This is a genomic window from Mesorhizobium sp. KR9-304 (assembly GCF_040049215.1).
Taxonomy (GTDB): Bacteria; Pseudomonadota; Alphaproteobacteria; order Rhizobiales; family Rhizobiaceae; genus Mesorhizobium_K.
Genome location: NZ_JBDZDN010000003.1, coordinates 509,490 through 532,833 on the forward strand (window position 1 = coordinate 509,490; position 23,344 = coordinate 532,833).

The window sequence follows — 23,344 nt, forward strand, 5'->3', positions numbered from 1 at the left end:
GGTGACGCAGGCAGCCGGCGAACAGCCAACGCCGCGGCAGGCCAACAAGCGCGGCGCCGCCAGGCTTGCCGCGGTGCAGGCGCTCTACCAGATGGACGTCGCCGGCAGCGGGCTGCTTGAGATCGCCGCCGAATACGAGGCGTTCCGGCTCGGCAAGGAAGTCGACGGCGCGCAATATCGCGAGGCCGACGCACAGTGGTTTCGCGCCATTCTCTCGGGCGTGGTCGAGAATCAAAAGGTCGTCGATCCGATCATCCGGCAGGCGTTGACGGAAGACTGGCCCCTGTCGCGGCTCGACTCGACGCTGCGCGCGATCCTCAGGGCCGGCGTCTACGAGTTGATGAAGCGCGAGGATGTCCCGGTCGCCGTCATCGTCTCGGAATATGTCGATATCGCCAAGGCCTTCTACTCGGAAGACGAGCCCAAACTGGTCAATGCCGTACTCGACCGCGTATCGCGCCGTGTCAGGGGCGAGGGGCGCGGCAAGGACGCATCGTGACCGAACACATGTCGGTCGAGCGCGAGGCCCGTCGCACGTCGCTGATCCTTGCAGCCACGCAGGCGATCGTCGGGTCGGCGGCGGTGGTGTCCATTTCGCTTGGCGCGCTCGCCGGCCAGTATCTGCTTGATGTCGACAAGTCGCTGGCGACCGCCCCGGTCACCGGTTTCAACGTCGGTGTCGCACTCGGCGCTATCCCGGCGGCGTGGATCATTCGCACGCTCGGCCAGCGCAACGGATTCCAGGTCGGCACGCTGGTCACCGCCCTTGGCGGGTTCGTCGCGACGCTGGCGTTGTTCCAATCAGGCTTCTGGCTGTTTGTCATAGGCCTGCTGATCGTCGGCATCGGCGGCGCCTTCGTGCAGCAGTTCCGTTTCGCGGCGGCGGACAATGCGCCGCCGGAATTCAAGGCGCGCGCCATTTCCTTCGTGCTCGCTGGCGGCGTGTTCACTGCCGTCATAGGCCCGCAGATCGTCATCTTCACACGCGAATTGCTTGCGCCGGTCATGTTCGCCGGGGCCTTTGCGGCCATCATCGGCCTCGCGGCGGTCGGCGCCGTGCTGATTTCGTTCCTGCGGGTGAAGGCCAAGATCTCGTCGCACGATCAGCATGCTGCCGAGCCCGCGCGGACGCTTTGGGAAATCGCCACGCAGCCGCAGTTTGCCGTCGGCCTGCTTTGCGCTGTCGGATCCTATGCGCTGATGAGCTTCGTGATGACCGGCGCGCCGCTGGCCATGGTCGGCTGCGGCTTCACTCCGGACGAGGCGGCGATGGGCATCTCCTGGCACGTCATGGCCATGTTCGGGCCGAGCTTCTTCACGGGTGCCCTCATATCCCGCTTCGGCAAGGAGACGATCGTCGCGACAGGGCTGGTCCTGCTGATCGCCTGCGCGATCGTGGCGCTTTCCGGCATAGAGCTCTGGCAATTCTGGACTTCTCTCATTCTGCTCGGCCTCGGCTGGAATTTCGGCTTCATCGGCGCCACCGCAATGGTCGCAGGCAGCTACCGCAGTTCCGAGAAGGGCAAGGTCCAGGGACTGCACGACTTCATCCTGTTCGGCAGCGTGGCGTTCGGCTCCCTGGCTTCCGGCGCGGTTTACAATGCCTGGGGCTGGGAAATGCTGAACTGGATCGTGTTCCCGGTGGCGGGGCTGTGCTTGATCGGGCTGATCGGGTTGGCGGTCGGACGCCGGCGGTTCGCCGGAAGTCACGGATAGCGAGACCTGCGCTGCTGCGGTCGCCATGGCCTGCCGAAAAAGCTACGCTCGGCAAAGGAGGTACGTTAGATGCCAACCGACGCCACGCCTCGCGCCCGGCTTGCCCTGCTGATCGACGCCGACAATGTCCGTGCGGCGTTCCTGCCAATCATCATCCGGGAAGCGTCCGCGCTCGGCACCATAACCGTCAAGCGCGTCTACGGTCACTTCGCCAGCACCGCAATGAACGCGTGGCAGCCGCTCGTGCATGAATATGCACTCACCCCCGTTCATATTCCGCCGGCGGCGACGGGCAAGAACGCGACCGATATGAAACTCGCAATCGAGGCGATGGACCTGTTGCATCGCGGGCAGATCGAAGGCTTCTGCATCGCGTCCAGCGATAGCGATTTCACCACGCTTGCCAGCCGCATCCGCGAGGATGGCGTTTCGGTCTATGGCTTTGGCGAGCAGAAGGCGTCGACGGCCTATGTGCGTTCATGCGACCGCTTTTTCTATTGCGACCTTCTCATCAGCGAGGAGAAGGGCGGCGGCGAGGCGAAAACGGCGAAACATGCGCGGCTGCCCGTCGACGACATCCTGGCCGCCATCGACGACCTCTCCGGGGAAGAAGGCTGGGCGCGTCTCGGAGAGGTTGGCCAGATACTCAACAAACGCCGGCCGGACTTCGATCCGCGCAATTACGGCTTCAAGAAGCTCAGCTCGCTTGTCGAAAGTCTCAAATCCGTCGAAGTCCGCAACGCGAACGGCGCAGGTGGCAGAATGATCGAGGTCCGCGTCAAGCCAAAGCGGTAGTCCGAACCGAAGCAATGAAATCGCGATTCCGGCGTGCCACCGCCCGGTGCGCATATTTCAATCGATCTTATTCCGCCCGGTTGCGGATTCGCGTCGGATGAACCGGTGCGATCTGGCCGAAACACGGGCAAAAGCTGAACATTATCTTGACGTTCGCAAGGCCGTTTCGCATAAGCCGCTCCGAAAGATCGAAATCCGCTTCTCGGGCTTCGGTCTCCTTCTCATCGGTCCGGGGAGGGGTCTTTCGGACCAGCAATCAGGGAATTCGGCATGACCATGCTTTACGTCGTCATCGCCTGCGGCCTGCTTTCAGTCCTGTACGCCATTTGGGCGACGCGTTCGGTCCTTGCGGCCGACCAGGGCAATGCACGCATGCAGGAAATCTCCGCTGCCATCCGCGAGGGTGCGCAGGCCTATCTCGCCCGCCAGTACACCACCATCGCCATCGTCGGGGTGGTCGTGCTTCTGCTCGCCTGGTGGCTTCTCTCCGTCACCGCCGCCCTCGGCTTCCTTATCGGTGCAGTGCTCTCCGGGCTGGCCGGCTTTATCGGCATGCACGTTTCGGTCCGCGCCAACGTGCGCACCGCGCAGGCCGCCTCGAACAGCCTCGCTGCAGGCCTCGGCATCGCGTTCAAGTCCGGCGCCATCACCGGCATGCTTGTTGCCGGTCTCGCGCTGCTCGGTGTCGCCGTCTACTATTGGGTGCTCATCGGCCCGATGGGCTATGCGCCGGCTGATCGCGTCGTCATCGACGCGCTCGTTTCGCTCGGCTTCGGTGCCTCGCTGATCTCGATCTTCGCACGTCTCGGCGGCGGCATCTTCACCAAAGGTGCGGACGTCGGCGGCGACCTTGTCGGCAAGGTCGAGGCCGGCATCCCCGAGGACGACCCGCGCAACCCGGCGACCATTGCCGACAACGTCGGCGACAATGTCGGCGACTGCGCCGGCATGGCTGCGGACCTGTTCGAGACCTATGCGGTGACTGTGGTCGCCACCATGGTTCTCGGCGCGATCTTCTTTGGCGGCACGGCCGTGCTCGACTCCGTCATGCTCTACCCGCTCGCCATCTGCGGGGCCTGCATCATCACCTCGATCGTCGGCACCTTCTTCGTCAAGCTCGGCTCGAACGGCTCGATCATGGGCGCGCTTTACAAGGGCCTGATCGTCACCGGCATCCTGTCGGTCATCGGCCTCGGTGCTGCAACCTCCCTTACCATCGGCTGGGGCGAGATCGGCACCGGCGGTGGCGTCGTCATCACTGGACAGAACCTGTTCATCTGCGGGCTTATCGGCCTTCTGGTGACCGGCCTGATCGTCGTCATCACGGAATACTATACCGGCACCGGCAAGCGCCCGGTCAACTCGATCGCGCAGGCTTCCGTCACAGGCCACGGCACCAACGTCATCCAGGGCCTTGCAGTCTCGCTGGAATCGACGGCGCTGCCGGCGATCGTCATCGTCGGCGGCATCATCTCGACCTTCCAGCTCGCCGGCCTGTTCGGCACCGCGATCGCGGTCACCACCATGCTCGGCCTCGCCGGCATGATCGTCGCGCTCGATGCCTTCGGCCCCGTCACCGACAATGCCGGCGGCATCGCCGAGATGGCGGGCCTGCCGCCGGAAGTGCGTCATTCCACGGACGCGCTCGACGCGGTCGGCAACACCACCAAGGCGGTGACCAAGGGCTATGCCATCGGCTCAGCCGGTCTCGGCGCGCTCGTGCTGTTTGCAGCCTACAGCTATGATCTGCAGTACTTCGCGGCCAACGCGGCGACCTATCCGTACTTCGCGGACCTCGGCACGGTCTCCTTCGACCTGTCGAACCCGTATGTCGTCGCCGGCCTGATCTTCGGCGGCCTTATCCCCTACCTCTTCGGCGGCATCGCCATGACGGCCGTTGGCCGCGCGGCGGGCTCGATCGTCGAGGAGGTGCGCCGCCAGTTCCGCGAGGACCCCGGCATCATGGCCGGCACCTCGAAGCCGAACTACGCCCGTGCCGTCGACCTGCTGACCAAGGCTGCGATCAAGGAGATGATCATCCCCTCGCTGCTGCCGGTGCTGGCGCCGCTCGTCGTCTATTTCGGCGTGCTGCTGATCTCCGGCTCCAAGGCCTCGGCCTTCGCCGCGCTCGGCGCGTCTCTGCTCGGCGTCATCGTCAACGGCCTGTTCGTGGCGATCTCGATGACCTCGGGCGGCGGCGCGTGGGACAACGCCAAGAAGTCCTTCGAGGACGGCTTCGTCGACAAGGACGGCGTCAAGCACCTCAAGGGGTCCGAGGCGCACAAGGCCTCGGTGACCGGCGACACGGTCGGCGACCCTTACAAGGACACCGCCGGCCCCGCCGTCAACCCGGCGATCAAGATCACCAACATCGTCGCGCTGCTGCTCTTGGCCGTGCTCGCGCACGGCTGAGGCCAGCGGACCAAGATCAAACAAAAGCCCGCGGGATCGCTCCGGCGGGCTTTTTTGTTCGCGGCGGATGCGGCGAGCGGCTACTGGCCGCCACCGAGGATGTTTTTCGCCGCGGTCTGACCGACATTTCCAACGCCCGAAAGCATCTGGCCGAGGAAGTTCTGGTCCTTGCCGCCTGTCGGCGTGGTGCGCGAGATGAAGTCGAACACCTTGCCGTCCTTCAGCCCGTAATTGGCGATGTTGTCGACCCGGCCCTCGGCATTGAAATAGACGGCGAGAATGCGCTGGTCGACGAGCTTGGCGTTCATGAAGGCAACCGGCCGCTTGCGCGTCTGCGAGATGTAATAAAAGACTTCGTTGTCGAAGGTCGCCGTGGTGGAGGGGCTGCCGAGCGCAAGCAGCACCTGCTCGCGACTGGAGCCGACAGGCACCAACTCGATAGCTTGCTCGTCGATGACGTAGCCCTGGGTGAGTGTCTCGCCGGGGGTGAGGCCGGCGAATGTCTTGGATGTGTTGCAGCCCGCAATCGCCCCGGCCGCCAGAACGACCGACATCGCGCCGGCGGTTCGAGGCAGGAGCTGGGTCTTGAATTTCGACGCTGGCAACAACAACTCCATCAAAATCTGCAAACGGCCGGGCTGCGCCGGAACCTTCCCCACAACCTTGCACCGCGCGGCAAAACCGGTAAACCAGCTTCGGCGGCGATGCAACAACGCCGCCAGGCGAAGTGACGCCGGGAGACCTGTTTCATGTTCCAGCGCCTGTTCGGCCGCGAGCGCAGCGCGAACCGCGCCATCACGGAGTCGCTCTACGCCTCAATCGTGGCGGCCGCGCGGCAGCCGCCGTTTTATTCGGACTGGAACGTGCCCGACACGCCGCTCGGGCGTTTCGAGATGCTGTCGCTGCACATGTTCCTGTTCCAGCACAGGATGCACGGCGAAACCGGTGCTTCGCAGGAACTGGCGCAGATTCTCATCGACGATTTCTTCGAGGATGTGGACCATTCGCTTCGCGAACTCGGCATCGGCGATCTCGGCATACCGAAGCGCATGAAGAAGCTTGCTCGCATGTACTACGGCCGCACGGCGGCCTATGACGATGCGCTGGGGCGCAACGACCGGGAAACGTTGAGGGCCGCGCTGATGCGCAACATCCGACCCGATGCTGAAGTCTGGCCGGAGGGGGCGCGACTGGCGGATTACGTCATCGTTGCCGTGGAAGTGCTGGCCGCGCAGGATTCCGACGCCATCCGGGGCGGCTCGATCAGCTTTCCGGCGCCGGCGGCAGCCTGAAAGGGAGCAGATGCACGAAAAGGAAGGCGCAAGTCCGGTATCCTTCAAGGCCTCGGTGACGAGGTTGCCGCAAAGCGGCATGCCGGTGCTGATCGACGCGGACGCGCGCCAGCGCGAGGCGCTGGCGGCTGCGCATGGGCTGGTGTCGGTGGAGCGCTTCCATGCCGAACTGCTCGTCGCGCCCTGGAAGCGCCATGGGGTAAAGGTTTCGGGCCGTGTCGAGGCTGACATCACGCAGGAATGCGTTGTGACGCTCGATCCGCTGCAGGCCAGGATCGACGAGGCCGTCGAAGGGCTTTTCCTGCCGGAGGATTCGAAGCTCGGACGGTTGGGCTTCGAGGGAGGGGGCGAGATCCATATCGACGCGGAAGGCCCCGATGGTCCCGAAACCTTCACCGGCGACACCATTGACGTGGGCGCTCTAGCCGAGCAGTTTTTCGGCCTTGCCATCGATCCCTACCCTCGAAAGCCGGGCGCGACGCTGGTATCCGACAGCGACAAGGATGCCAATTCCGAGCCTGAAGGTCCGCTTCAGGAAAAATTGCGCCGGCTCTCGCGGAAAGACTGAATAGTCCATCCAGCCTGCGAAATCGCGGTTGTGCCTGCGGCCAAAACCGCTATTTTGCGCAAACTTTTCGCCAGCCCTTTCCGGGCTGCACAAAATGAATGCAAAGACCGGCCGCAAACATCGTCGGCATACCAGGCAACCTGAACGGATCGTGGCCTCTTGATCAGAATCTCAATCGACGCGATGGGTGGCGACCACGGGCCCTCCGTGGTGATCCCGGGCCTGCAGAAAGTCGCCGAGCGCCGCAGCGACGTGCGATTTCTCGTCTACGGCAAGGTCGACGAGGTCCGGCCGATCCTCGAGAAATATCCCAAGGTGGCCGCGATCAGCGAACTCGTCCATTGCGAGATCTCGGTCAGGATGGACGACAAGCCGAGCCAGGCGCTGCGCCATGGCCGCTGGAAGTCGTCCATGTGGAAGGCGATCGAGGCGGTGAAGGCCGGCCAGGCCGATTGCTGCATTTCGGCCGGCAACACCGGCGCGCTGATGGCGATGTCGCGGTTCTGCCTGCGCACCATGGCGACGATCGACCGCCCGGCGATCGCGTCGATCTGGCCGACCATGCGCGGCGAGAGCATCGTGCTCGATGTCGGCGCCACGATCGGCGCGGATGCGCACCAGCTCATCGACTTCGCGATCCTGGGCGCCGCCATGTCGCGCGCGCTCTTCGGCATCAACCGTCCGACCGTTGGCCTTCTGAACGTCGGGGTCGAGGAGATCAAGGGCCAGGAGGAGGTCAAGGAAGCGGGCCAGCTGCTGCGCGAGGCGGGCCTGATGTCGATGAGCTATCACGGCTTCGTCGAGGGCGACGATCTCGGCAGGGGCACGGTCGACGTCTTCGTCACCGAGGGCTTCTCCGGCAACATTGCGCTGAAGACGGCCGAGGGCACGGCGCGGCTGATGTCGTCGTTCCTCAAGGCGGCCATGGAGCGCACGCTGATGGCGCGGATCGGCTATATCCTCGCCAAGGGCGCGTTCAACAGGCTGCGCGACAAGCTCGACGTCCGCAAGGCCAATGGCGGCGTCTTCCTCGGTCTCAACGGCATTGTGGTGAAGAGCCATGGCGGCGCCGACGACGAGAGTTTCGCCGCAGCCGTGGAACTCGGCTACGACATGGTGAGGAACGGACTGCTGGACAGGATCGATGCCGACCTCGACCTGTTCCATGCCCGGCACCCAAAGAAAATAGCGGCGAGGGTCGCCGAGGAAGACGACAAGGAATAGAGCCCTTTCATGATCAGATCAGTCGTGCGCGGGATCGGTTCCGCCTTGCCCCGCCGCATCATGAGGAATGCCGACTTCGAGGGCATCGTGGAGACGTCCGACGAATGGATCGCACAGCGTACCGGCATCCGCCAGCGCCATATCGCGGGCGAGGGCGAGACGACGGCTTCGCTTGGCGAGGCTGCCGCGCGCGCCGCGCTCGACAATGCCGGACTGACCCCCGACGACATCGACCTCATCGTGGTCGCGACCTCGACGCCCGATAACACGTTCCCGGCGACCGCGGTCGACATACAGAACCGGCTCGGCATGCGGCACGGTTTCGCGTTCGACTTGCAGGCGGTCTGCTCCGGCTTCGTCTATGCGATCACCACGGCCGATCTCTATATCAAGGGCGGGCTCGCCCGGCGCGTGCTGGTGATCGGCGCCGAGACTTTCTCGCGCATCCTGGATTGGACCGACCGCTCGACCTGCGTGCTCTTCGGCGACGGCGCCGGCGCTTTGATCCTCGAGGCCGAGGAGAGCGAAGGCAGGGTTTCGGATCGTGGCATCATCGCGTCCAGCCTGCGCTCGGACGGCGCGCACAAGGACAAGCTCTTCGTCGACGGCGGGCCGGGTACGTCCGGCACGGTGGGGCATCTAAGGATGGAGGGCCGCGAGGTGTTCAAGCACGCGGTCGGCATGATCGCTGACGTGATCGAAGACACCTACGCGAAGGCTGCGATCACTTCCGAGGACATCGACTGGTTCGTGCCGCATCAGGCCAACAAGCGCATAATCGACGCGTCGGCGAAGAAGCTCGGCATCGCCGAGGGGAAGGTCGTCACCACGGTGCAGCTTCATGGCAACACCTCCGCGGCTTCCGTTCCGCTGGCGCTCTCCGTCGCCGTTGCCGACGGCCGCATCCAGAAAGGCGACCTGGTATTGCTCGAGGCGATGGGCGGCGGCTTCACCTGGGGCGCCGTGCTGGTGCGCTGGTAGCGCGGAGCGTAGCCGGCAAGGCGAACCGGAATGCCACACTATTGTCTGTCGCGACTTGACGTGGCGGGTTCGGTCCTTGACCTAGTGTGGCCAATTCCCTAACGTTCTTGGTGTTTGTATCGTTTATTTGTTTTTACCGAGGGGATGGTTGGACGGTCGCATGGGAGGGAAAACACTTACTCGCGCCGACCTAGCCGAAGCCGTCTACCGCAAGGTAGGCCTTTCACGCACGGAGTCCGCTGCGCTCGTGGAATCCGTCCTCGACGAGATATGCGAGGCGATCGTTCGCGGCGAAACCGTGAAGCTTTCTTCCTTCGCCACCTTCCACGTCCGCGCCAAGAACGAGAGGGTAGGGCGCAATCCGAAGACTGGCGAAGAAGTGCCGATCCTGCCGCGCCGGGTGATGACCTTCAAGGCATCGAACGTACTCAAGAGCCGCATCCTGCGGATGCATCAAAACAGCAAGGTAAAATCCGCAAAGTAGCCGGCGACAGACGCTCGGCATCACGCCTTCCGGTGCATAAGCCGCGCCTCGGATGGACCGCGGCTTGAATATTGGCGCGCAAATCGCTGAAATGAGTAGCGATTCGGACTTTCACAAAAGGGCCGCGCCATGGACAAGAGCCCCGACGCATTCCGTACCATCAGCGAAGTGGCCGAAGACCTCGATCTGCCGCAGCATGTGCTGCGCTTCTGGGAGACGCGCTTCACGCAGATCAAGCCGATGAAGCGCGGCGGCGGCCGTCGCTATTATCGCCCGCAGGATGTCGAACTGATCAAGGGCATCCGTCACATGCTCTACGATCAGGGCTACACCATCAAGGGCGTGCAGAAACTGCTGCGGGACAACGGCAACCAGTTCCTGATCGCCGTCGGCAGCGGCGACCGCGCCGCGGTCGAGGCGATCGCCCAGCGCAAGCAGGCGGAGGCGTCGGTCCCGCTGACCGCTGCCGCGCAGCCGCGCCAGGGCGAGGACGAGATGCTGGTCGGCGAAGCCAAGGCAAGGCCGCGCCGCTTCTTCGGGCTCGGCAAGCCCGATGACGAAGGCCCGGTTCAACCGGGCGACGGCAAGCTGTCGCGCGACAATCGCGCGCTGCTTCAGGAAGCGCTGTTCGACCTGTTGGAGTGCAAGCGCCTGCTCGACCAGGTACGTTGATCGAGCAGGGTGGTTGTGGGGCGCGGCAGGCAAGCGCGCCGTTTTCGTCTATCGCTTCTTCGCAGACGATCTTCCGCCCTGTCGGATCACCTTGTCCGGCAGCCGGTTCGGCACCCAGTCGACCTCGACGATCGTCCGCGACGACAGCGCGAATTGCTGGCCGTTGGACTTGAACAGCGCAAAGTAGATGTCGCCGGCGCCGGCGGCCTGGAAGGCGGCGAGCGCCGCTTCCCTGAGGTCGTCGGGTTTCCTTGCCTTTTCAGCGGCGTTCCTGGAGAGGCGGACGGAGACTTTCGGCATGACTTGGCTCCTTTCTGGGCACAGTTCGACCGTCGACGTGACGGGCAAATGGCCTGGCCAGGGCAAAGTCAGCTCATGGTCTCTCCTTACGGCGATGCACGCGAAACTCGTCGCCAGATGCAACGATGTCTCGTTCGATAGAGGATGATTTCGACCGGATTGTGATGCAGGCGAACGGCTTCAGGTCGCGTCGTAGTGAGCGGCGATTGCCGTCGTGGCGGCATCGAGGTCGGTGTCGATGCCTATTGCGCGCAGCGCTTCCGCGAGGGCTGCCACATTGGCAAGCACCGGTTGGCGCTGCGCCCGCCGGCCGGTGTGGTTGAGGCGCAGAAGGCTTTCGGCGCCGGGCCCGACGCCGGCGGTGAGGTCGGCGTCGGCCAGGTTTGCACGGCGGAGCAGTTCGGCCGTCTCGACACCCTCCGGCAGCGTTAGTGCAGTCACCAGATCCGATGCCGATGCGTCGGCGACCCAGGTCGAAAGCCCGAGCGCACGCATCGCGTCGCGGGTCGCCGCGCCAGCGAGCCTGTGGCGGCGAACGATCGCGTCCAGCCCTTCCGCTTCGACGCGGTCGAGTGCGGCTTCGAGCGCGAAGAACTCGAGCGCCGAGGGCATGCCGGGCAGCATCCCAAGTCCAGCATCGAGCCAGTTGCGCTTGAGGTCGACAAGCGAGAGCGTCGATTGAACCGGCGCTCTGGTCTGCTCGATCAGCTGCCATGCCTTTGCGCCGACGGCGACGGCGGAGAGGCCCGACGAACCGGAAAGCGCCTTTTGGGGGCCTATCACGGCGATGTCGACGCCTAGCCGGTCGACGTCGAGCTGGTGCCCGCCGAAGGACGCCACGGCGTCGACCACCAGGACCGCGCCGCGCGCTTTGGCCAGACGCGCGATCTCGGGAAGAGGATTGAGGATTCCGCTGGCCGATTCCGCGTGGACGAGCGAGACCAGGTTGACGTCGGGGGCGGCATCCAAAGCGGCCGCGAATTGGTCGACGCCGATCGGCTTCGCCGGGCGCGCGGTCACATCCGCGACCCTCGCGTCGCCGCGCCGCAACCAGTCGCCGAACAACGCGCCGTAAGGGCTGGTGACGATGTTGAGCGCCGAGATCGCGGGCGATGCGATGCTCGTCGCAACGGCCTCCAGGGCGACGATGGCTTCAGCTTGTACCAGGAGCACGTCGTTCTTCGTGCGTAGCAGCGCGCCGATGCGGTCGGCGAGCCGCTTGTAACCGTCGGCGGGATATGGTGGCAGGTCGAGAAGCGGCGACGGCTGGGACATGAAAGCTCTATGCGTTGAGGCGAAGGCGGGGCACGGCAGCGACCAGCGCGCGCCCGGCGGCCGATTGCGGATTGGCCACAACGTCGCGGGCAGGACCGTGTTCGACGATCTGGCCGGCATCCATGACGGCTATGCGGTGTGAAATCGCGCGGACGACGGCAAGGTCGTGGGAGACGAAGATATAGGCGATGCCGTGCTCGCGCTGCAGGTCGACCAGCAGATCGAGGATCTTTCCACGCACCGAGACATCGAGCGCCGACAACGCCTCGTCGAGCACGATGAGGTCCGGCTTCGTCGCGATGGCGCGGGCGATCGCCACGCGCTGGCGCTGCCCGCCGGAAATCTCGTGGATGGCGCGCAAGGCGAGCGCCGGGCCTAGCCCGACACGTTCGAGCAGGTCGGCGACGGCGGCCCGAAGTTCGGATGGGTTGGCGATGGCGTGGATGCGCAGCGGGTCGGCGAGCGCGCTGCCGACGGTGGCGCGTGGGTTGAAGGCGGAGAGCGGATCCTGGAACACCATCTGGATGTGACGCCGGATCGCGCGCAGTTTCTCGCCGCGCAGCGACAGGAGATCGACACCCGCGAAATCGATGCGGCCGGCGTCAGGCTCGATCAGGCGCAGCAGAATGCGCGCAAGCGTCGACTTGCCGCTGCCCGAGGAACCGACCAGGCCGAGTGTCTGGCCGTGCGTGACGGCGACAGAGGCCTGGTCGAGGGCGGCGACCCGACGGCTTCCGTTCGCATATGTCTTCGAGATGCCCGTGGCGGCGAGGAGAGGGGCGTTCATCAGGCCGCCTCGTCGATCAGCGGTGGCGAGTGGAGATCGATGTGGCTGGCGATGAGGGAGGCGGTGTAGGCGTCCCTTGGATGCGCCAAGACCTTTTCGCGCGGTCCGATCTCCACCAGTCTTGCCTTGCGGAACACCGCGATGCGGTCGGCAAAGCCCGAGGCGAGCGCTATGTCGTGCGTGATGAAGACCAGCGTCATGCCGTCCTCGCGCACGAGTTCCTGCAGCAGCGCGACGATTTCGGCCTGCACGACCATGTCGAGCGCGCTGGTCGGCTCGTCGGCGATGAGAAGTTTCGGCCGGGCGGCAATCGCCGAGGCGATGCAGACGCGCTGGCGCTGTCCGCCGGAGAGTTGATGCGGATAGGCGCCGAGCGCGGCCTCCGGCTGCGGAATGTGCACCCGTTCCAGCAGACGGAGGGCATGCCCGTATGCCTCATACCAACCGATGCCGAGATGTGCTTGCGCGACCTCGGCGATCTGCTCGCCGACCGTGAGCACGGGGTTGAGGCTGGCGCCCGCATCCTGAAAAACGAACCCGATATCGCGGCCGGGCAGGGGAGTATGACCGAGCGCCGGCCAGCGGATGCGTCCGGTGACGTCCGCATTGTCCGGCAGCAGACCGGCGAGAGCCAGCGCCAGCGTGGACTTGCCCGAGCCGCTTTCGCCGATGATCGCGAGGCGCTCGCCGGAGATGATATCGAGGTCGACCGCCTCCAGCGCAGCGGTTGTCTTCCCGTCGGCCCGATGGGTGACCGACACGCCGTCAAGATGAGCCAGGACTTTGATCACGCCCGCGCCCTCCGCCGGCTCAGCGCATCGGCCAGCCCCTCTGACAAGAGGTAGACGCCGAGCACGGTGATCATCAGCGCAATGCCCGGCACGATCGACAGGAAGGGTGCCGAACGCAGGACGTTACGGCCTTCCGCGATCATGGAACCCCAGGTGACGACGTTCGGGTCGCTTAAGCCGAGGAAGGAAAGCGCCGCCTCGATGAGGATGGAACTGGCCACGATGACGGAACTGAGCGCCAGCACTGGCGGCAAGGCATTGGGCAGCACTTCGCTTAGCGCGATCTCCAGCGGGCGCATCCCGATGACGCGCGCGGCGGCGACATAGTCGCGCGCGCGGATCGACAGCACTTCGGCGCGGGCGAGCCGCGCCGGCCCGGTCCACGCGCCGAGCGCGATGGCGAGCACCACGACTGGCAGCGAGGCGCCGATGACGCTGACGAAGGCGAGCGCCAGCAGAAAGGCCGGCACGATCTGGAAGGCGTCGACGACCCGCATCAGCGCCTCGTCGATGAGCCCCCCGGCGAAGCCCGCTAGCGTGCCGATCAGCGAGCCGATGACGAGGGCCACGACCGCCGCCGCGATACCGACCGCGAGCGATGCGCGGGCGCCATGCACGAGTTCGGCCAATACGTCGCGGCCGAGCCGGTCGGTGCCGAGCGGCAGTGAGGGGTCGCTGAACGGCGGCAGCAGCGCCGGACCGACGATCGACAGCGGGTCATGCGGAAAGATCACGTCGGCGAAGATCGCCGTCAGGGCGAGCAGGCAGAGCACGGCAAGGCCTATCGCGCCTTCGGGCGAGCGCAGCAGTCGGAAGAAGACGTTCATGCCGAAGGCTCCGCCGCTCCGACGCGCAGGTCGAGCAGCGCATAGGCGATGTCGACCAGCAGGTTGACGACGATCACCAGGACGGCGCTGACGACGATGATGCCGGTGAGCAGCGGCGCATCCCGGCCCGCGACCGCCTCCTGCGCCAGCCGGCCGAAGCCGGGGATGGCGAACACGCTCTCAATGACCACGCTGCCGCCGAGCATGGATGCCGCCTGGAGGCCGAGCATGGTGACGAGCGGCAGCAATGCGTTGCGCGCGATGTGGCGGTGCACGATGCGCCTGCGGGCGAGCCCCTTGGCGCGTGCGGCAAGCGCGAAATCCTGGCGCCAGGCTTCCGCCATGCCTGCGCGCATCATGCGCAGGAAGAGCGCGAGATAGATGAAGCTGAGGGCTGCGACCGGCAGCACCAGGTGCCAGGCGATGTCGAGGGCGCGCGATAAGCCCTCCTTGCCGGAGGCGATGGTTTCGATGCCGGCGGTCGGGAACCAGCGCAACTGCACGGCGAAGACGACGCTGAACACCAGGCCGAGCCAGAAGCTCGGGACGGCGTAGAGCGCCAGCGAGCCGATGGAGAGCGCGCGGTCGGTAGCGCTGCCGGGCCGCGCGCCGGCGGCGATGCCGAGCGCCGATCCGAGCCCGAAGGAAAGCGCCGTCGCGCTGCCCATCAGCCACAGCGTGTTGGGCAGGCGTTCGAGGATGACCTCCAGGATCGGCCGACCGAAAACCACCGACAAGCCGAGGTCGAGACGGACAAGCGCGCTTGTGTAGAGCCACAGCCGCGCGAAGACGGATTGGTCGAGCCCGTAGCTTTCGCGCAGCGATTGCACCAGCGCCGGGTCGCCGCCGCCGATCGACAGCAGATAGGCGTCGACCGCGTCGCCGGGCGCGGCTTCAAGCAGGAGGAACGTGCCGACGACGACGATCAGCAGCACCGGAATGCTGCTGAGCAGCCTTCGCCTGGTGAGAAGAAAGGCACGTTTCACGCGGGATCGGACCTCAGCGATGCGATCCCAACATCTATCACGATTCCAGCTCGGTATCCGCCCAGTTGGACACCGCCCAGCGCGGATTGTTGGAGACGTTCTTCACGCTGGTGCGCGCCACCGTGATGAAGCCCCACTCGGCGACGTTGATCAGCGGCAGGTCCTCCGCGACCAGCTTCTGGAACTCGTTGAAGAGTTCCGTGCGCGCCGCCACATCGACCGTCTGGTTGGCCTTGTCGATCAATGCGTCGAGCGTCGGGTTGGCGTAGCCGCCCTGGTTGGAGAAGGGCACGCCGTCAGGCGTTCCGCTCTTGACCAGGATGGTGGTCGAGATTGCCGGATCGCCGCGGAAGACCGGGGGCGCCACGGCGAGGTCGAAGTCGTGATCTGTGTAGACCGCCTTTATATGCGCGGCCGAATCGTTGTTGGCGATCTGGGCGTCGATGCCGATGGCTGCGAGCGCCTGCCGCAGGTAGTCGCCGAACTGCTTTGTCTCGGCGAAATAGGGCGCGGGCAGCAGTTTCAGCGAGAAACGGTTTCCGTAGGCCCCTTTCGGATAGCCTGCCTCGTCGAGCAGCGCATTGGCCTTGGCGACGTCGAAGGCATAGGTCGGGACGTCAGGGTCGTAAAACTCTGGTGCGTTTTGCGGGACGATGCCGGTCGCCGGCTTGGCGTAGCCGAGGAAGATCGTCTTGACGACGAAGTCCTTGTCGACGGCATGCGCGATAGCCTGGCGGACCTTCAGGTCGGCGAGTTCCTTGCGGCGATGGTTTATCTCGACGACGAGCTGGTAGGTCAGGCCTTCGTAGCCGGTCGAATAGACCTTGATGCCGTCGACCTTGGAGATGCGGTCGAGATCGGCGAGCGGCACCTGGCTGAAGGCTGCGAGCTGGATTTCGTCGGCTTCGAGCGCGCCGGCCGCCGCTGCGCGGTCGGGCAGCACACGGTAGACGATCTCGTCGAGCTTCGGCTGGCCTTCGCCCCAATAGGCCTCGTTCTTCTCCAGCCTGTAATACTCGCCCGGCTTGTGCTCGGCGAACTTGAATGGGCCGGTGCCGGTGAGCTTTGCGTTCGCGGGATCGGCCGCGATGTCCGCGCTGTTCTCATAGATGTGCTTTGCGACGACGGCAGTGACGGCGGGCAGGGCGTTGCGAATGAGCTGGAACGGCGTCGGCTTGGAGAATTTGAACACCGCCGTGTGTTCGTCCGGCGTGTCGACAGCTTCCAGGTTGGCGAAGACCAGCCGGCCGAGGTTCTGCAGCGGCTTCCAGACGTTCATCGCCGAGAAGGCCACGTCCGCCGAGGTGAACGGCTTGCCGTCGTGCCAGGTGACGCCCTCGCGCAGCTTGAAGGTGACCGAGAGGCCGTCCGCCGAGCCTTCCCAACTGGTCGCCAGCCGCGGCGCCAAACCGTCCTTGCCCTCGAAGGAGGCTTCAGCCAGCGGCTCGACCACTTTGCTGGCGACAAAGAAGACGCCGTTGGAGGCGACGATGGCGGGGTTGAGGTTCTTCGGCTCGGAATCGGCTGCCACGACGAGACGTCCGCCTGACTGGGCGAAACCCCTGACCGGCAGGGCCGCGGCGGCGGCGAGCATGGCCGTGCTCTGCAGGAGTATGCGGCGGGTGAACGAAATGTGAGACATGGGGCACTCCAAAAAAGCGGACGCGCAATCGTGCGTCGCGCAAGCGACGTGAGTTTCCGATTTGCGGGCAGCTTAGCGCGAGGAATGCTTTTTTGCACCGAGCCACGCCGGAGAAAATTCCTATCAGCAATCGGGCTGTGTTGAGACTACGGGGCGACGAGTGCTTGCGTCTTCACCTCCGCGGGCGATCCGCGGGAGGGGGAGGCCGGCGCCCAATGGGAGCTGTTGCCTGAGCGGGCGCCGGCCGGACGGGCCCGCAAAGGTCCGCCGCAGTAGGATAACAACATGAAGCGAGGCGATTCGGATATTCCGTTATCGCGGAATGACATGACGGGTAACGCTACCGGAACGCCGGTGCGAGTCGGCCACCCAAGTTCATGATAGGGGCCGGCGCCTTGGGGCTGGGGGGCTTGGGTTCAGGCGCCGGCCAATACGGGTGGGTGGACCCGCGGTCGGATAGCACCATCCCCGGGCGTCGCTGGCTATTACGTTATCGCGGAACATAGCCGACCAGCGTCGAATTGAATTCAGGCGCAACCAGCAGGATCGCTCGCGGACAGGCTGTGACGCCGCGACAGCCGGCCCAAGCGCCCCGATGCGGCCCCGCCGCCTGTTTTTGCGCTTGCGTCGGACCCGCCCGTCTTCTAAGGCTCTCCGCGGTCCGGAGTGTAGCGCAGCCCGGTAGCGCACTTGACTGGGGGTCAAGGGGTCGTGGGTTCGAATCCCGCCACTCCGACCATTTTTCAAAGTGTACGGCCCGAAGACATGGGTTACGGTTGCCCTTGCCGCCGGAATTTTACCCAAGCTTCATCGTCGCCGCGCGCGGGATTTGCGCTGGCCCTTGCCATCCCTCGTCTTCGCCGAAGGCGTGGTGATGTCACGACGTGTCGGGATGCTCCAGCACCTCGAAGGCGAACCAGTGGAGATCGGCCAGGACCTCGTGCACCTCGGCGCGGTGCCTGGCGGGACGCTGGCCGGGCGGGCGGCTCGGCCGCAGCGGCCACACACGGCGGGCGAGGCCGGCCTGCCGGTTTTTGTTTTGCGCGCCTGCGGCGTCCGGATTTCTGTTTTGCGCGCCTACGGCGTCGCGGCGGGCAGCCCGCCAGCGGGCGAAGCGTTTTGCCTGTCGCGGCAGGTCGTCGAGTGCCGCGCCCAGCGCCTGAAGGCGGAGCGCCATGCGGGTAGCGTCGAGGGGATCGTCGGGCGCGGGCGGGCGGCGAAGCGCGATGGGAGACGGCGCGGTAAAGCCTGGAAACGAGATGCGCGGAATGCTTCTTTGGACCGGCCGCTTCGGCCTGGGGCGGAAGGGCCTGAGGGGGTCGAGCAGCGGCAGGGACAGCGCGCGGGGTGCGCGCGGCGCGCCGGCCATGGAGATGGTCGGGGCCCGAAATTTGGACGGCATCAGGATGCCAGTGCCGCCGGGCTTGCGCAGGAAGGTCGGCGCCGGTTTCGGCTTGCGCGGGCGCACCGGCGGCAGCGTCACGACCAGCCCGCGCGCCATGACGATGATCAGCCGCCGCACAGCGGATTCGGCCGGCCTGAGCAGGCTGAGGATCGCGCGGTGAAGGTGGCGCGGCAAGGTCAGCACGGGTTTCACCTCCCCCTTGTGGGGAGGTCGACGCGAAGCGTCGGGTGGGGGTTGCGGCGCTGCAATGACCCCCACCCGGCGGTCTGGCGACCGCCGACCTCCCCGAATTTCCTGTCCTTGGGGGGAGGCGAGGGCATCGCCGAGCCCAGCCATGGCGACGAGCATGGCCAGAATACGCTTCAGCGCTTCGCGGTTTTTCTCGATTGCCAGGTTCCAGTCCATCGCCGCCAGTCCTGTTCGATAGGCGACGGCATTTTCACTCGGGTTCGGAGGGGTGTGGATAGAATTTTTTCTCGGCGATCGAGATCGTTACGGAATCGACGGTCGAAACGCGGGTGAGCGGGTTGGGGCGATTGTCCCGCGCCCCCGCTGATAGCGGTTTTCCAGCGCGATGGCGCCCCAGATCAGCCCGATCAGCAGGTAGAAGTGCCGCCAGTGGTCGGTATCGATCACCGTTCCGAGCGCTACATGGCCGAGGAAGACGACATAGGCGCAGAGCAGGAAGGGCTGCCACGGCCGGTCGCGGAAGAGGATGCGAAAACCCGCCGCGATCGTCCAGCCGATCATGATCGCCCATGCGGCGAAGCCCAGCCAGCCGTAGTCGAGCAGGGCCTTCAGCCAGATGTTGTGCGTGTCCTCGCCAAGCTGCTGGCCAAACACGAGCGGCCCGATGCCGAGCGGATGCTCCATCGCCATCTGGAAGCCGATCGCATAGCGCGCGAAGCGGCCGAGCCGGGCGCTGTCATAGTCCTGCGCGAGCTGCGCGCGCTGGGTGAACATGTCGGCAACGCCGGGTATCTGCAGGACGACGAGGAAGGCGGCGATGAGCAGCGCCACCGCGGCGATCGTCATGACGACGATGCGCAGGCGAAACCGGCCGCTGTGGCTCTGCAGGAAGAGTGCGGCCGCCAGCATGACCGCCGCCGCGCCGAACAGGCCCCAGGCGCCGCGCGAGAATGAAAAGAAGATGCCGGCGACAACGATGAGCAGCGGCACGGCGTAGAGCATCATCCTCGCCGGATTGCCGGTCAGCACCAGATAGAGAAGGTAGATGCCGGGCAGGGCCAGGAACGGTCCGAACACGTTCGGGTCCTGGAAGGCGCCGGCGGCGCGCTCGAATTTGGTGAACATCTCCGCACCCGGCAGCAGCCCGAAATAGCCGACGATGCCGAGCGTGGAGGTGATGACGGCTGCCGCGATCCAGGCCTGGAAGATAAGCCTGTAGAGCGAGGGCTGCGCCTCGGTGACGGCTGCGAAGAACACCGCCGTGAAGGCGAGAAACAGCGACACGGCGAGGTAGAGCGGCGTGTCCATCAGGTCGGACATCTGCGTCATCGAGATCATGCCGCCGATGTTGAAGGCGACGAGCAGCACGACCAGCGGCGCGATGGCGCGCGAGATGCGCAGGCCAAACAGCGCCCAGACGACGATCAGGCCCGCCATGTAGAGCTCGTAGGGCGCCGGCTCGCGGATGACGAAGCCGGAGAGGAAGACGCCGAGCGCGACCGCTCCCGACGAGATCAGCGCGACGAGCTTGGCGTTGACCGCGTGTCGAGGCAGGCCGTAGGCGAGCGCGCTCAATAGGCGTTTTCCGTGTTGAGCAGGCGGATCGGCGTCAGGAACAGGATCTCGAGATCGAACCAGAGCGACCAGTTCTCGATGTAGTGGAGGTCGTACTCGGTGCGCATCTTGATCTTCTCGTCGGTGTCCATCTCACCGCGCCAGCCGTTGATCTGCGCCCAGCCGGTGACGCCGGGCTTGACGCGATGGCGGGCGAAATAGCCGTCCACGACTTCGTTGTAGAGAAGGTTGTGCGATTGCGCGGCGACCGCGTGCGGGCGGGGGCCGACAAGCGACAGCGAGCCGAACAGGGCGTTGAAGAACTGGGGCAGTTCGTCGATCGATGTCTTGCGTATGAAGCGGCCGACGCGCGTGACGCGCGGATCGCCTTTGGTGACCGGCCGGATCGCGGTGGGGTCGGCCTGGTCGGTATACATCGAGCGGAACTTGTAGACCTCGATGATCTCATTGTTGAAGCCGTGGCGCTTCTGCCTGAACAGCACCGGCCCCTTGCTGTCGAGCTTGATGGCGATGGCGGTCGCGATCATGACCGGTGACAGCACGACGATGCCGAGCAGGCTGAACACCACGTCGAAGACGCGCTTGGCTACGGAATCCCAATCATTGATGGGCTTGTCGAATATGTCGAGCATCGGCACCGAGCCGATGTAGGAATAGGAGCGCGGGCGGAACTGCAGCTGGTTCGAATGCGCCGAGAGGCGGATGTCGACCGGCAGCACCCAGAGCTTCTTCAGGAGCGAAAGCACGCGCGTCTCGGCCGTCAGCGGCAGCGAGACGATCAGCATGTCGATGCGCGCGATGCGGGCGAACTCGATCAGTTCGGAGATGGTGCCTAGCTTCGGGTAGCCGGCAACGAGCGGCGGCGAGCGGCGGTCGTCGCGGTCGTCGAAGATCCCGCAGATGCGGATGTCGTTGTAGGGCTGCTGTTCGATCGAGCGGATCAGCGTCTCGGCGGCCTTGCCGCCGCCGACGATCACCGCGCGCCGCTCGATCCGGCCGTTGCGCGCCCAGCGCTTGACCATATGCGCCAGCAGAAGCCTGGGGCCGAGTAGCAGCAGCAGGCCCACCACGAACCAGCCGGCAAACCAGACGCGCGAAAAATCGTCGGCGAGCTTGAGGAAGAAACCGGCGACGGCGAAGAGCGCCAGGGTTCCGGCCCATACGATTGCGATGCGCGTGATGTTGGAGACCGGCCGCATCAGCGCGGGAAGCTGGTAGCAGTCCGTGATGTCGAGAAGGATGACGGCGATCAGCGATGCGCCCGCGATCACCACCGGATAATGCCAGTCGAGGTCGGTGCCGAGGCCGACATAGTCGACGAAGAGCGCGGCGCCGGAAATGACGAGAAGCGCGAGCTCGACAAGGCGCAACACGCCGCTGACCATGATCGGGGACATTGTGTCGCGCCGGTACTGCGCGGCCACCTGCCTGGCCGTCTCGTTGAGCTGGCCGGGCTGGCTCTTGTCGCCGCCTTCATGCTTGCGCACCGCTTCCGCGGAGAAGCGGCTCGCCGGCTCTATCTTGTTCATGGCTGCTGCCGACCCGTGCGTTCGGCATTTCGCTAGCAGAAGATAGCTAAGAAAGCCTTGAATGCGGTCGTTGCATTCGACCCGCCGTGGGCAATGCGATCAGCGCCCAAGCGCGGCGAAATAGGCCTTCTCGATCTCGGTCGCCATCACTTCCGCGCCGAAGCGCCTTCTGAGACTGGCGGCGTCCGGCATCTGCGCGGCGAAGGAAGCAGGGTCCGCCAGCGCATCGACCATCCTGGCGGCCAGTTCTCCGGCATCCGGACGCACGATCGCCCGCGAGCCTTCGCCGAATATCTCGGGTATGCCGCCGACCGCCGTGGCGATCATGGGCTTTCCGGCCGCCAGCGCCTCGAGAACGATGTAGGGCATTGCCTCCGCGCGGGAGGGCACGACCACCGTGCCGGCCATTGCGAAAGCCTGCCTTGCCGGCATTGGCTTCAGGAACCGCAAGCGGTTGTCGAGGCCAAGCCGCCGGACCTGCGCCTCGTAGCGGGGGAGATGTTCGCCGTCGCCGACCATGACTGCGGTGACAGGGCGGCCGAGCCGCATCTCCGCCTGCGCCAGCGCGTCGATGAAAAGGTCCGGCCCCTTCAGATCGCGCATCATGCCTATATAAAGGAAATCGGCGGCATCTTGTGCCGCCGCGACTCGCTCGAACTCGGCCTCGCGCAGGCCGTTGTAGACGAGACCGCTCGGCCGGTCGGTCTTGCCGACCTTGCGACGGTAGGCGCCGCGCTCATATTCCGAGACGAACAGGATGTAGTCGGTAAAGCGCGCCATGAGGCGTTCGAGCGCGAAGAACAGCTTTCCCGTCGCCGTCCCCTCGTCGTAGTGCAGGCTTCCGCCATGCGCGGTGTAGAGGCGGGCTACGCGAGACCTGAAAACCCGCAACAGTGAGCCGAACATGCGCGAATAGACGCCGCCCTTGGCGCCGTGTCCGTGCAATATGTCGGGCTGCAATTCCTTGATGATCCTGTAGGCGCGCCAGGCCGCGGCGATGTCGCCGGGGCCGATATGGCGCTGCATCGGCGTGCGCGAGACGCCGAGCGCAAGGCTCGGCTCCAGTTCCAGGAACAACTGCTCCTCGAACGCGCCGCCCGTAGACGAATCGCAAACGATGCCGACCAGATGCCCTGCCGCGGACTGCGCTTCGGCAAGATCGCGCACATGCCGGAAAATGCCACCGACCGGCGACCGAAAGCAGTGGACGATCCGCAATTTCTGGGTCACGGCAAGCCTGCGATCATTGATCAGAACAGGCGTTCGCGGACGTAGATGGTGTCGCCCGGCAGCAGCGGGTCCGAGGTTCTTACGCGGCCCGTTATCACCTTGCCGTTGATGTCGCGCGTGATGTCGGCGCTGCCCTGGTTGGCGCGTGGGGTGAAGCCGCCCGCGATCGCGATGGCCTTCTGCACGGTGAGGCCGGGCACATAGGAATACTGGCCGGCGGCGCCGACCTCGCCCATGACGAAGATCGGGCGGTAGCGGTCGATCTCGACCGAGACGTCAGGATCGCGCAGATAGCCTTCGCGCAGCTTGGCGGCGAGTGTCGCCTCGATCTGCTGCGCCGTGTGGCCGCGCGCGGGCACCGCGCCGACGAGCGGAAACGCGAAGTAGCCGGATTGGTCGACGCTGTAGGTGTTGGTCAGCTCAGCCTGCTCGAACACGGTGACGCGGATGCGGTCGCCCGCGCCAAGCCGGTAGGGCTGGTCGAGCATCTCATGGAAAGCCGCCGGGGCAGGGCGGTAGCCCGAGCAGCCCGAAAGCACGAGCCCGGCCAGCAACGCATGGGAGACGAGCGAAAGCCTTTTCATGGACGGACGCAAACCTTCGACTGGCTACCGGAGGCGTGCCCGGCAGGCTTCTGACCTGCGCTCGTTATCATCCTGTTAGG

23 protein-coding genes and 1 tRNA gene are annotated in these 23,344 nt (G+C 65.4%); 11 read left to right on the forward strand and 13 right to left on the reverse strand.

Features of this window, described 5'->3' with window-relative positions; translation table 11 throughout:
- Position 1 precedes the first annotated feature (1 nt).
- The 4 genes from nusB to ABLE71_RS18685 all read left to right on the forward strand — a co-directional run bounded on the left by nusB (position 2) and on the right by ABLE71_RS18685 (position 4,923).
- Complete coding sequence (gene nusB, locus ABLE71_RS18670) at positions 2 to 499, forward strand: transcription antitermination factor NusB (protein ID WP_348784959.1); 498 nt, start codon at positions 2 to 4, stop codon at positions 497 to 499.
- Positions 500 to 507: 8 nt separating this feature from the next.
- The gene (locus tag ABLE71_RS18675; RefSeq protein ID WP_348785163.1) at positions 508 to 1,716 is read left to right on the forward strand and encodes an MFS transporter; all 1,209 of its coding nucleotides are present in this window, start codon (positions 508 to 510) and stop codon (positions 1,714 to 1,716) included.
- A 69-nt stretch (positions 1,717 to 1,785) separates the two neighbouring features.
- Positions 1,786 to 2,511, forward strand: a complete 726-nt coding sequence (locus ABLE71_RS18680) for an NYN domain-containing protein (RefSeq protein WP_348784960.1) — start codon at positions 1,786 to 1,788, stop codon at positions 2,509 to 2,511.
- Between the two features lie 270 nt (positions 2,512 to 2,781).
- Positions 2,782 to 4,923, forward strand: coding sequence for a sodium-translocating pyrophosphatase (locus ABLE71_RS18685; RefSeq protein ID WP_348784961.1), 2,142 nt, complete (start codon positions 2,782 to 2,784; stop codon positions 4,921 to 4,923).
- Positions 4,924 to 5,003: 80 nt separating this feature from the next.
- On the opposite strand, the gene ABLE71_RS18690 is transcribed toward ABLE71_RS18685, so the two are convergent.
- The gene (locus ABLE71_RS18690; protein WP_348784962.1) at positions 5,004 to 5,540 is read right to left on the reverse strand and encodes an outer membrane protein assembly factor BamE; all 537 of its coding nucleotides are present in this window, start codon (positions 5,538 to 5,540) and stop codon (positions 5,004 to 5,006) included.
- 132 nt (positions 5,541 to 5,672) lie between these two features.
- Between ABLE71_RS18690 and ABLE71_RS18695 the strand changes: the two genes are divergently transcribed.
- The 6 genes from ABLE71_RS18695 to ABLE71_RS18720 all read left to right on the forward strand — a co-directional run bounded on the left by ABLE71_RS18695 (position 5,673) and on the right by ABLE71_RS18720 (position 10,144).
- On the forward strand, positions 5,673 to 6,215 hold the full coding sequence (locus tag ABLE71_RS18695) for a ubiquinol-cytochrome C chaperone family protein (protein ID WP_348784963.1): 543 nt from the start codon (positions 5,673 to 5,675) through the stop codon (positions 6,213 to 6,215).
- 10 nt (positions 6,216 to 6,225) lie between these two features.
- Positions 6,226 to 6,783: a DUF177 domain-containing protein gene (locus ABLE71_RS18700; protein WP_348784964.1), complete on the forward strand. Its 558-nt coding sequence runs from the start codon at positions 6,226 to 6,228 to the stop codon at positions 6,781 to 6,783.
- Between the two features lie 159 nt (positions 6,784 to 6,942).
- The gene (gene plsX / locus ABLE71_RS18705; protein ID WP_348784965.1) at positions 6,943 to 8,007 is read left to right on the forward strand and encodes a phosphate acyltransferase PlsX; all 1,065 of its coding nucleotides are present in this window, start codon (positions 6,943 to 6,945) and stop codon (positions 8,005 to 8,007) included.
- Between the two features lie 9 nt (positions 8,008 to 8,016).
- Positions 8,017 to 8,988 (forward strand): beta-ketoacyl-ACP synthase III, encoded by a 972-nt coding sequence (locus ABLE71_RS18710; protein WP_348784966.1) that lies wholly within the window; start codon positions 8,017 to 8,019, stop codon positions 8,986 to 8,988.
- A gap of 160 nt (positions 8,989 to 9,148) precedes the next feature.
- Positions 9,149 to 9,472, forward strand: a complete 324-nt coding sequence (locus ABLE71_RS18715) for an integration host factor subunit alpha (protein ID WP_348785164.1) — start codon at positions 9,149 to 9,151, stop codon at positions 9,470 to 9,472.
- A 129-nt stretch (positions 9,473 to 9,601) separates the two neighbouring features.
- Positions 9,602 to 10,144, forward strand: coding sequence for a MerR family transcriptional regulator (locus tag ABLE71_RS18720; RefSeq protein ID WP_348784967.1), 543 nt, complete (start codon positions 9,602 to 9,604; stop codon positions 10,142 to 10,144).
- Positions 10,145 to 10,192: 48 nt separating this feature from the next.
- Here the strand turns inward: ABLE71_RS18720 and ABLE71_RS18725 are convergent, their stop codons facing one another.
- The 7 genes from ABLE71_RS18725 to ABLE71_RS18755 all read right to left on the reverse strand — a co-directional run bounded on the left by ABLE71_RS18725 (position 10,193) and on the right by ABLE71_RS18755 (position 16,752).
- A complete protein-coding gene (locus ABLE71_RS18725) occupies positions 10,193 to 10,444 on the reverse strand; it encodes a hypothetical protein (protein ID WP_348784968.1) in 252 nt (83 codons plus the stop codon).
- Positions 10,445 to 10,624: 180 nt separating this feature from the next.
- Positions 10,625 to 11,719, reverse strand: coding sequence for an aminotransferase class V-fold PLP-dependent enzyme (locus ABLE71_RS18730; protein WP_348784969.1), 1,095 nt, complete (start codon positions 11,717 to 11,719; stop codon positions 10,625 to 10,627).
- Positions 11,720 to 11,726: 7 nt separating this feature from the next.
- Positions 11,727 to 12,506 (reverse strand): ATP-binding cassette domain-containing protein, encoded by a 780-nt coding sequence (locus tag ABLE71_RS18735; protein WP_348784970.1) that lies wholly within the window; start codon positions 12,504 to 12,506, stop codon positions 11,727 to 11,729.
- Complete coding sequence (locus ABLE71_RS18740; protein WP_348785165.1) at positions 12,506 to 13,285, reverse strand: ABC transporter ATP-binding protein; 780 nt, start codon at positions 13,283 to 13,285, stop codon at positions 12,506 to 12,508. Before ABLE71_RS18740 ends, ABLE71_RS18735 begins: the two co-directional genes overlap by 1 nt.
- 8 nt (positions 13,286 to 13,293) lie before the next feature.
- Positions 13,294 to 14,124: an ABC transporter permease gene (locus tag ABLE71_RS18745; RefSeq protein ID WP_348784971.1), complete on the reverse strand. Its 831-nt coding sequence runs from the start codon at positions 14,122 to 14,124 to the stop codon at positions 13,294 to 13,296.
- The gene (locus tag ABLE71_RS18750; RefSeq protein ID WP_348784972.1) at positions 14,121 to 15,110 is read right to left on the reverse strand and encodes an ABC transporter permease; all 990 of its coding nucleotides are present in this window, start codon (positions 15,108 to 15,110) and stop codon (positions 14,121 to 14,123) included. The genes ABLE71_RS18745 and ABLE71_RS18750 overlap by 4 nt, the downstream gene beginning before the upstream one ends.
- A 37-nt stretch (positions 15,111 to 15,147) precedes the next feature.
- Positions 15,148 to 16,752, reverse strand: coding sequence for an ABC transporter substrate-binding protein (locus ABLE71_RS18755; RefSeq protein ID WP_348784973.1), 1,605 nt, complete (start codon positions 16,750 to 16,752; stop codon positions 15,148 to 15,150).
- 662 nt (positions 16,753 to 17,414) lie between these two features.
- Here ABLE71_RS18755 and ABLE71_RS18760 point away from each other — a divergent pair.
- A tRNA-Pro gene (locus ABLE71_RS18760) sits at positions 17,415 to 17,491 on the forward strand.
- Positions 17,492 to 17,629: 138 nt separating this feature from the next.
- Here ABLE71_RS18760 and ABLE71_RS18765 read toward each other — a convergent pair.
- The 5 genes from ABLE71_RS18765 to ABLE71_RS18785 form a co-directional block, all read right to left on the reverse strand.
- On the reverse strand, positions 17,630 to 18,562 hold the full coding sequence (locus ABLE71_RS18765; protein ID WP_348784974.1) for a hypothetical protein: 933 nt from the start codon (positions 18,560 to 18,562) through the stop codon (positions 17,630 to 17,632).
- 87 nt (positions 18,563 to 18,649) lie between these two features.
- On the reverse strand, positions 18,650 to 19,921 hold the full coding sequence (locus ABLE71_RS18770) for an O-antigen ligase family protein (protein ID WP_348784975.1): 1,272 nt from the start codon (positions 19,919 to 19,921) through the stop codon (positions 18,650 to 18,652).
- Positions 19,918 to 21,450 (reverse strand): undecaprenyl-phosphate glucose phosphotransferase, encoded by a 1,533-nt coding sequence (locus ABLE71_RS18775; RefSeq protein WP_348784976.1) that lies wholly within the window; start codon positions 21,448 to 21,450, stop codon positions 19,918 to 19,920. Before ABLE71_RS18775 ends, ABLE71_RS18770 begins: the two co-directional genes overlap by 4 nt.
- 99 nt (positions 21,451 to 21,549) lie before the next feature.
- The gene (locus ABLE71_RS18780; RefSeq protein WP_348784977.1) at positions 21,550 to 22,680 is read right to left on the reverse strand and encodes a glycosyltransferase family 4 protein; all 1,131 of its coding nucleotides are present in this window, start codon (positions 22,678 to 22,680) and stop codon (positions 21,550 to 21,552) included.
- A 20-nt stretch (positions 22,681 to 22,700) separates the two neighbouring features.
- Positions 22,701 to 23,264 carry a polysaccharide biosynthesis/export family protein gene (locus ABLE71_RS18785; protein WP_348784978.1) on the reverse strand — a complete coding sequence of 188 codons (564 nt, stop codon included), beginning with the start codon at positions 23,262 to 23,264 and terminating at the stop codon, positions 22,701 to 22,703.
- Positions 23,265 to 23,344: the final 80 nt, after the last annotated feature.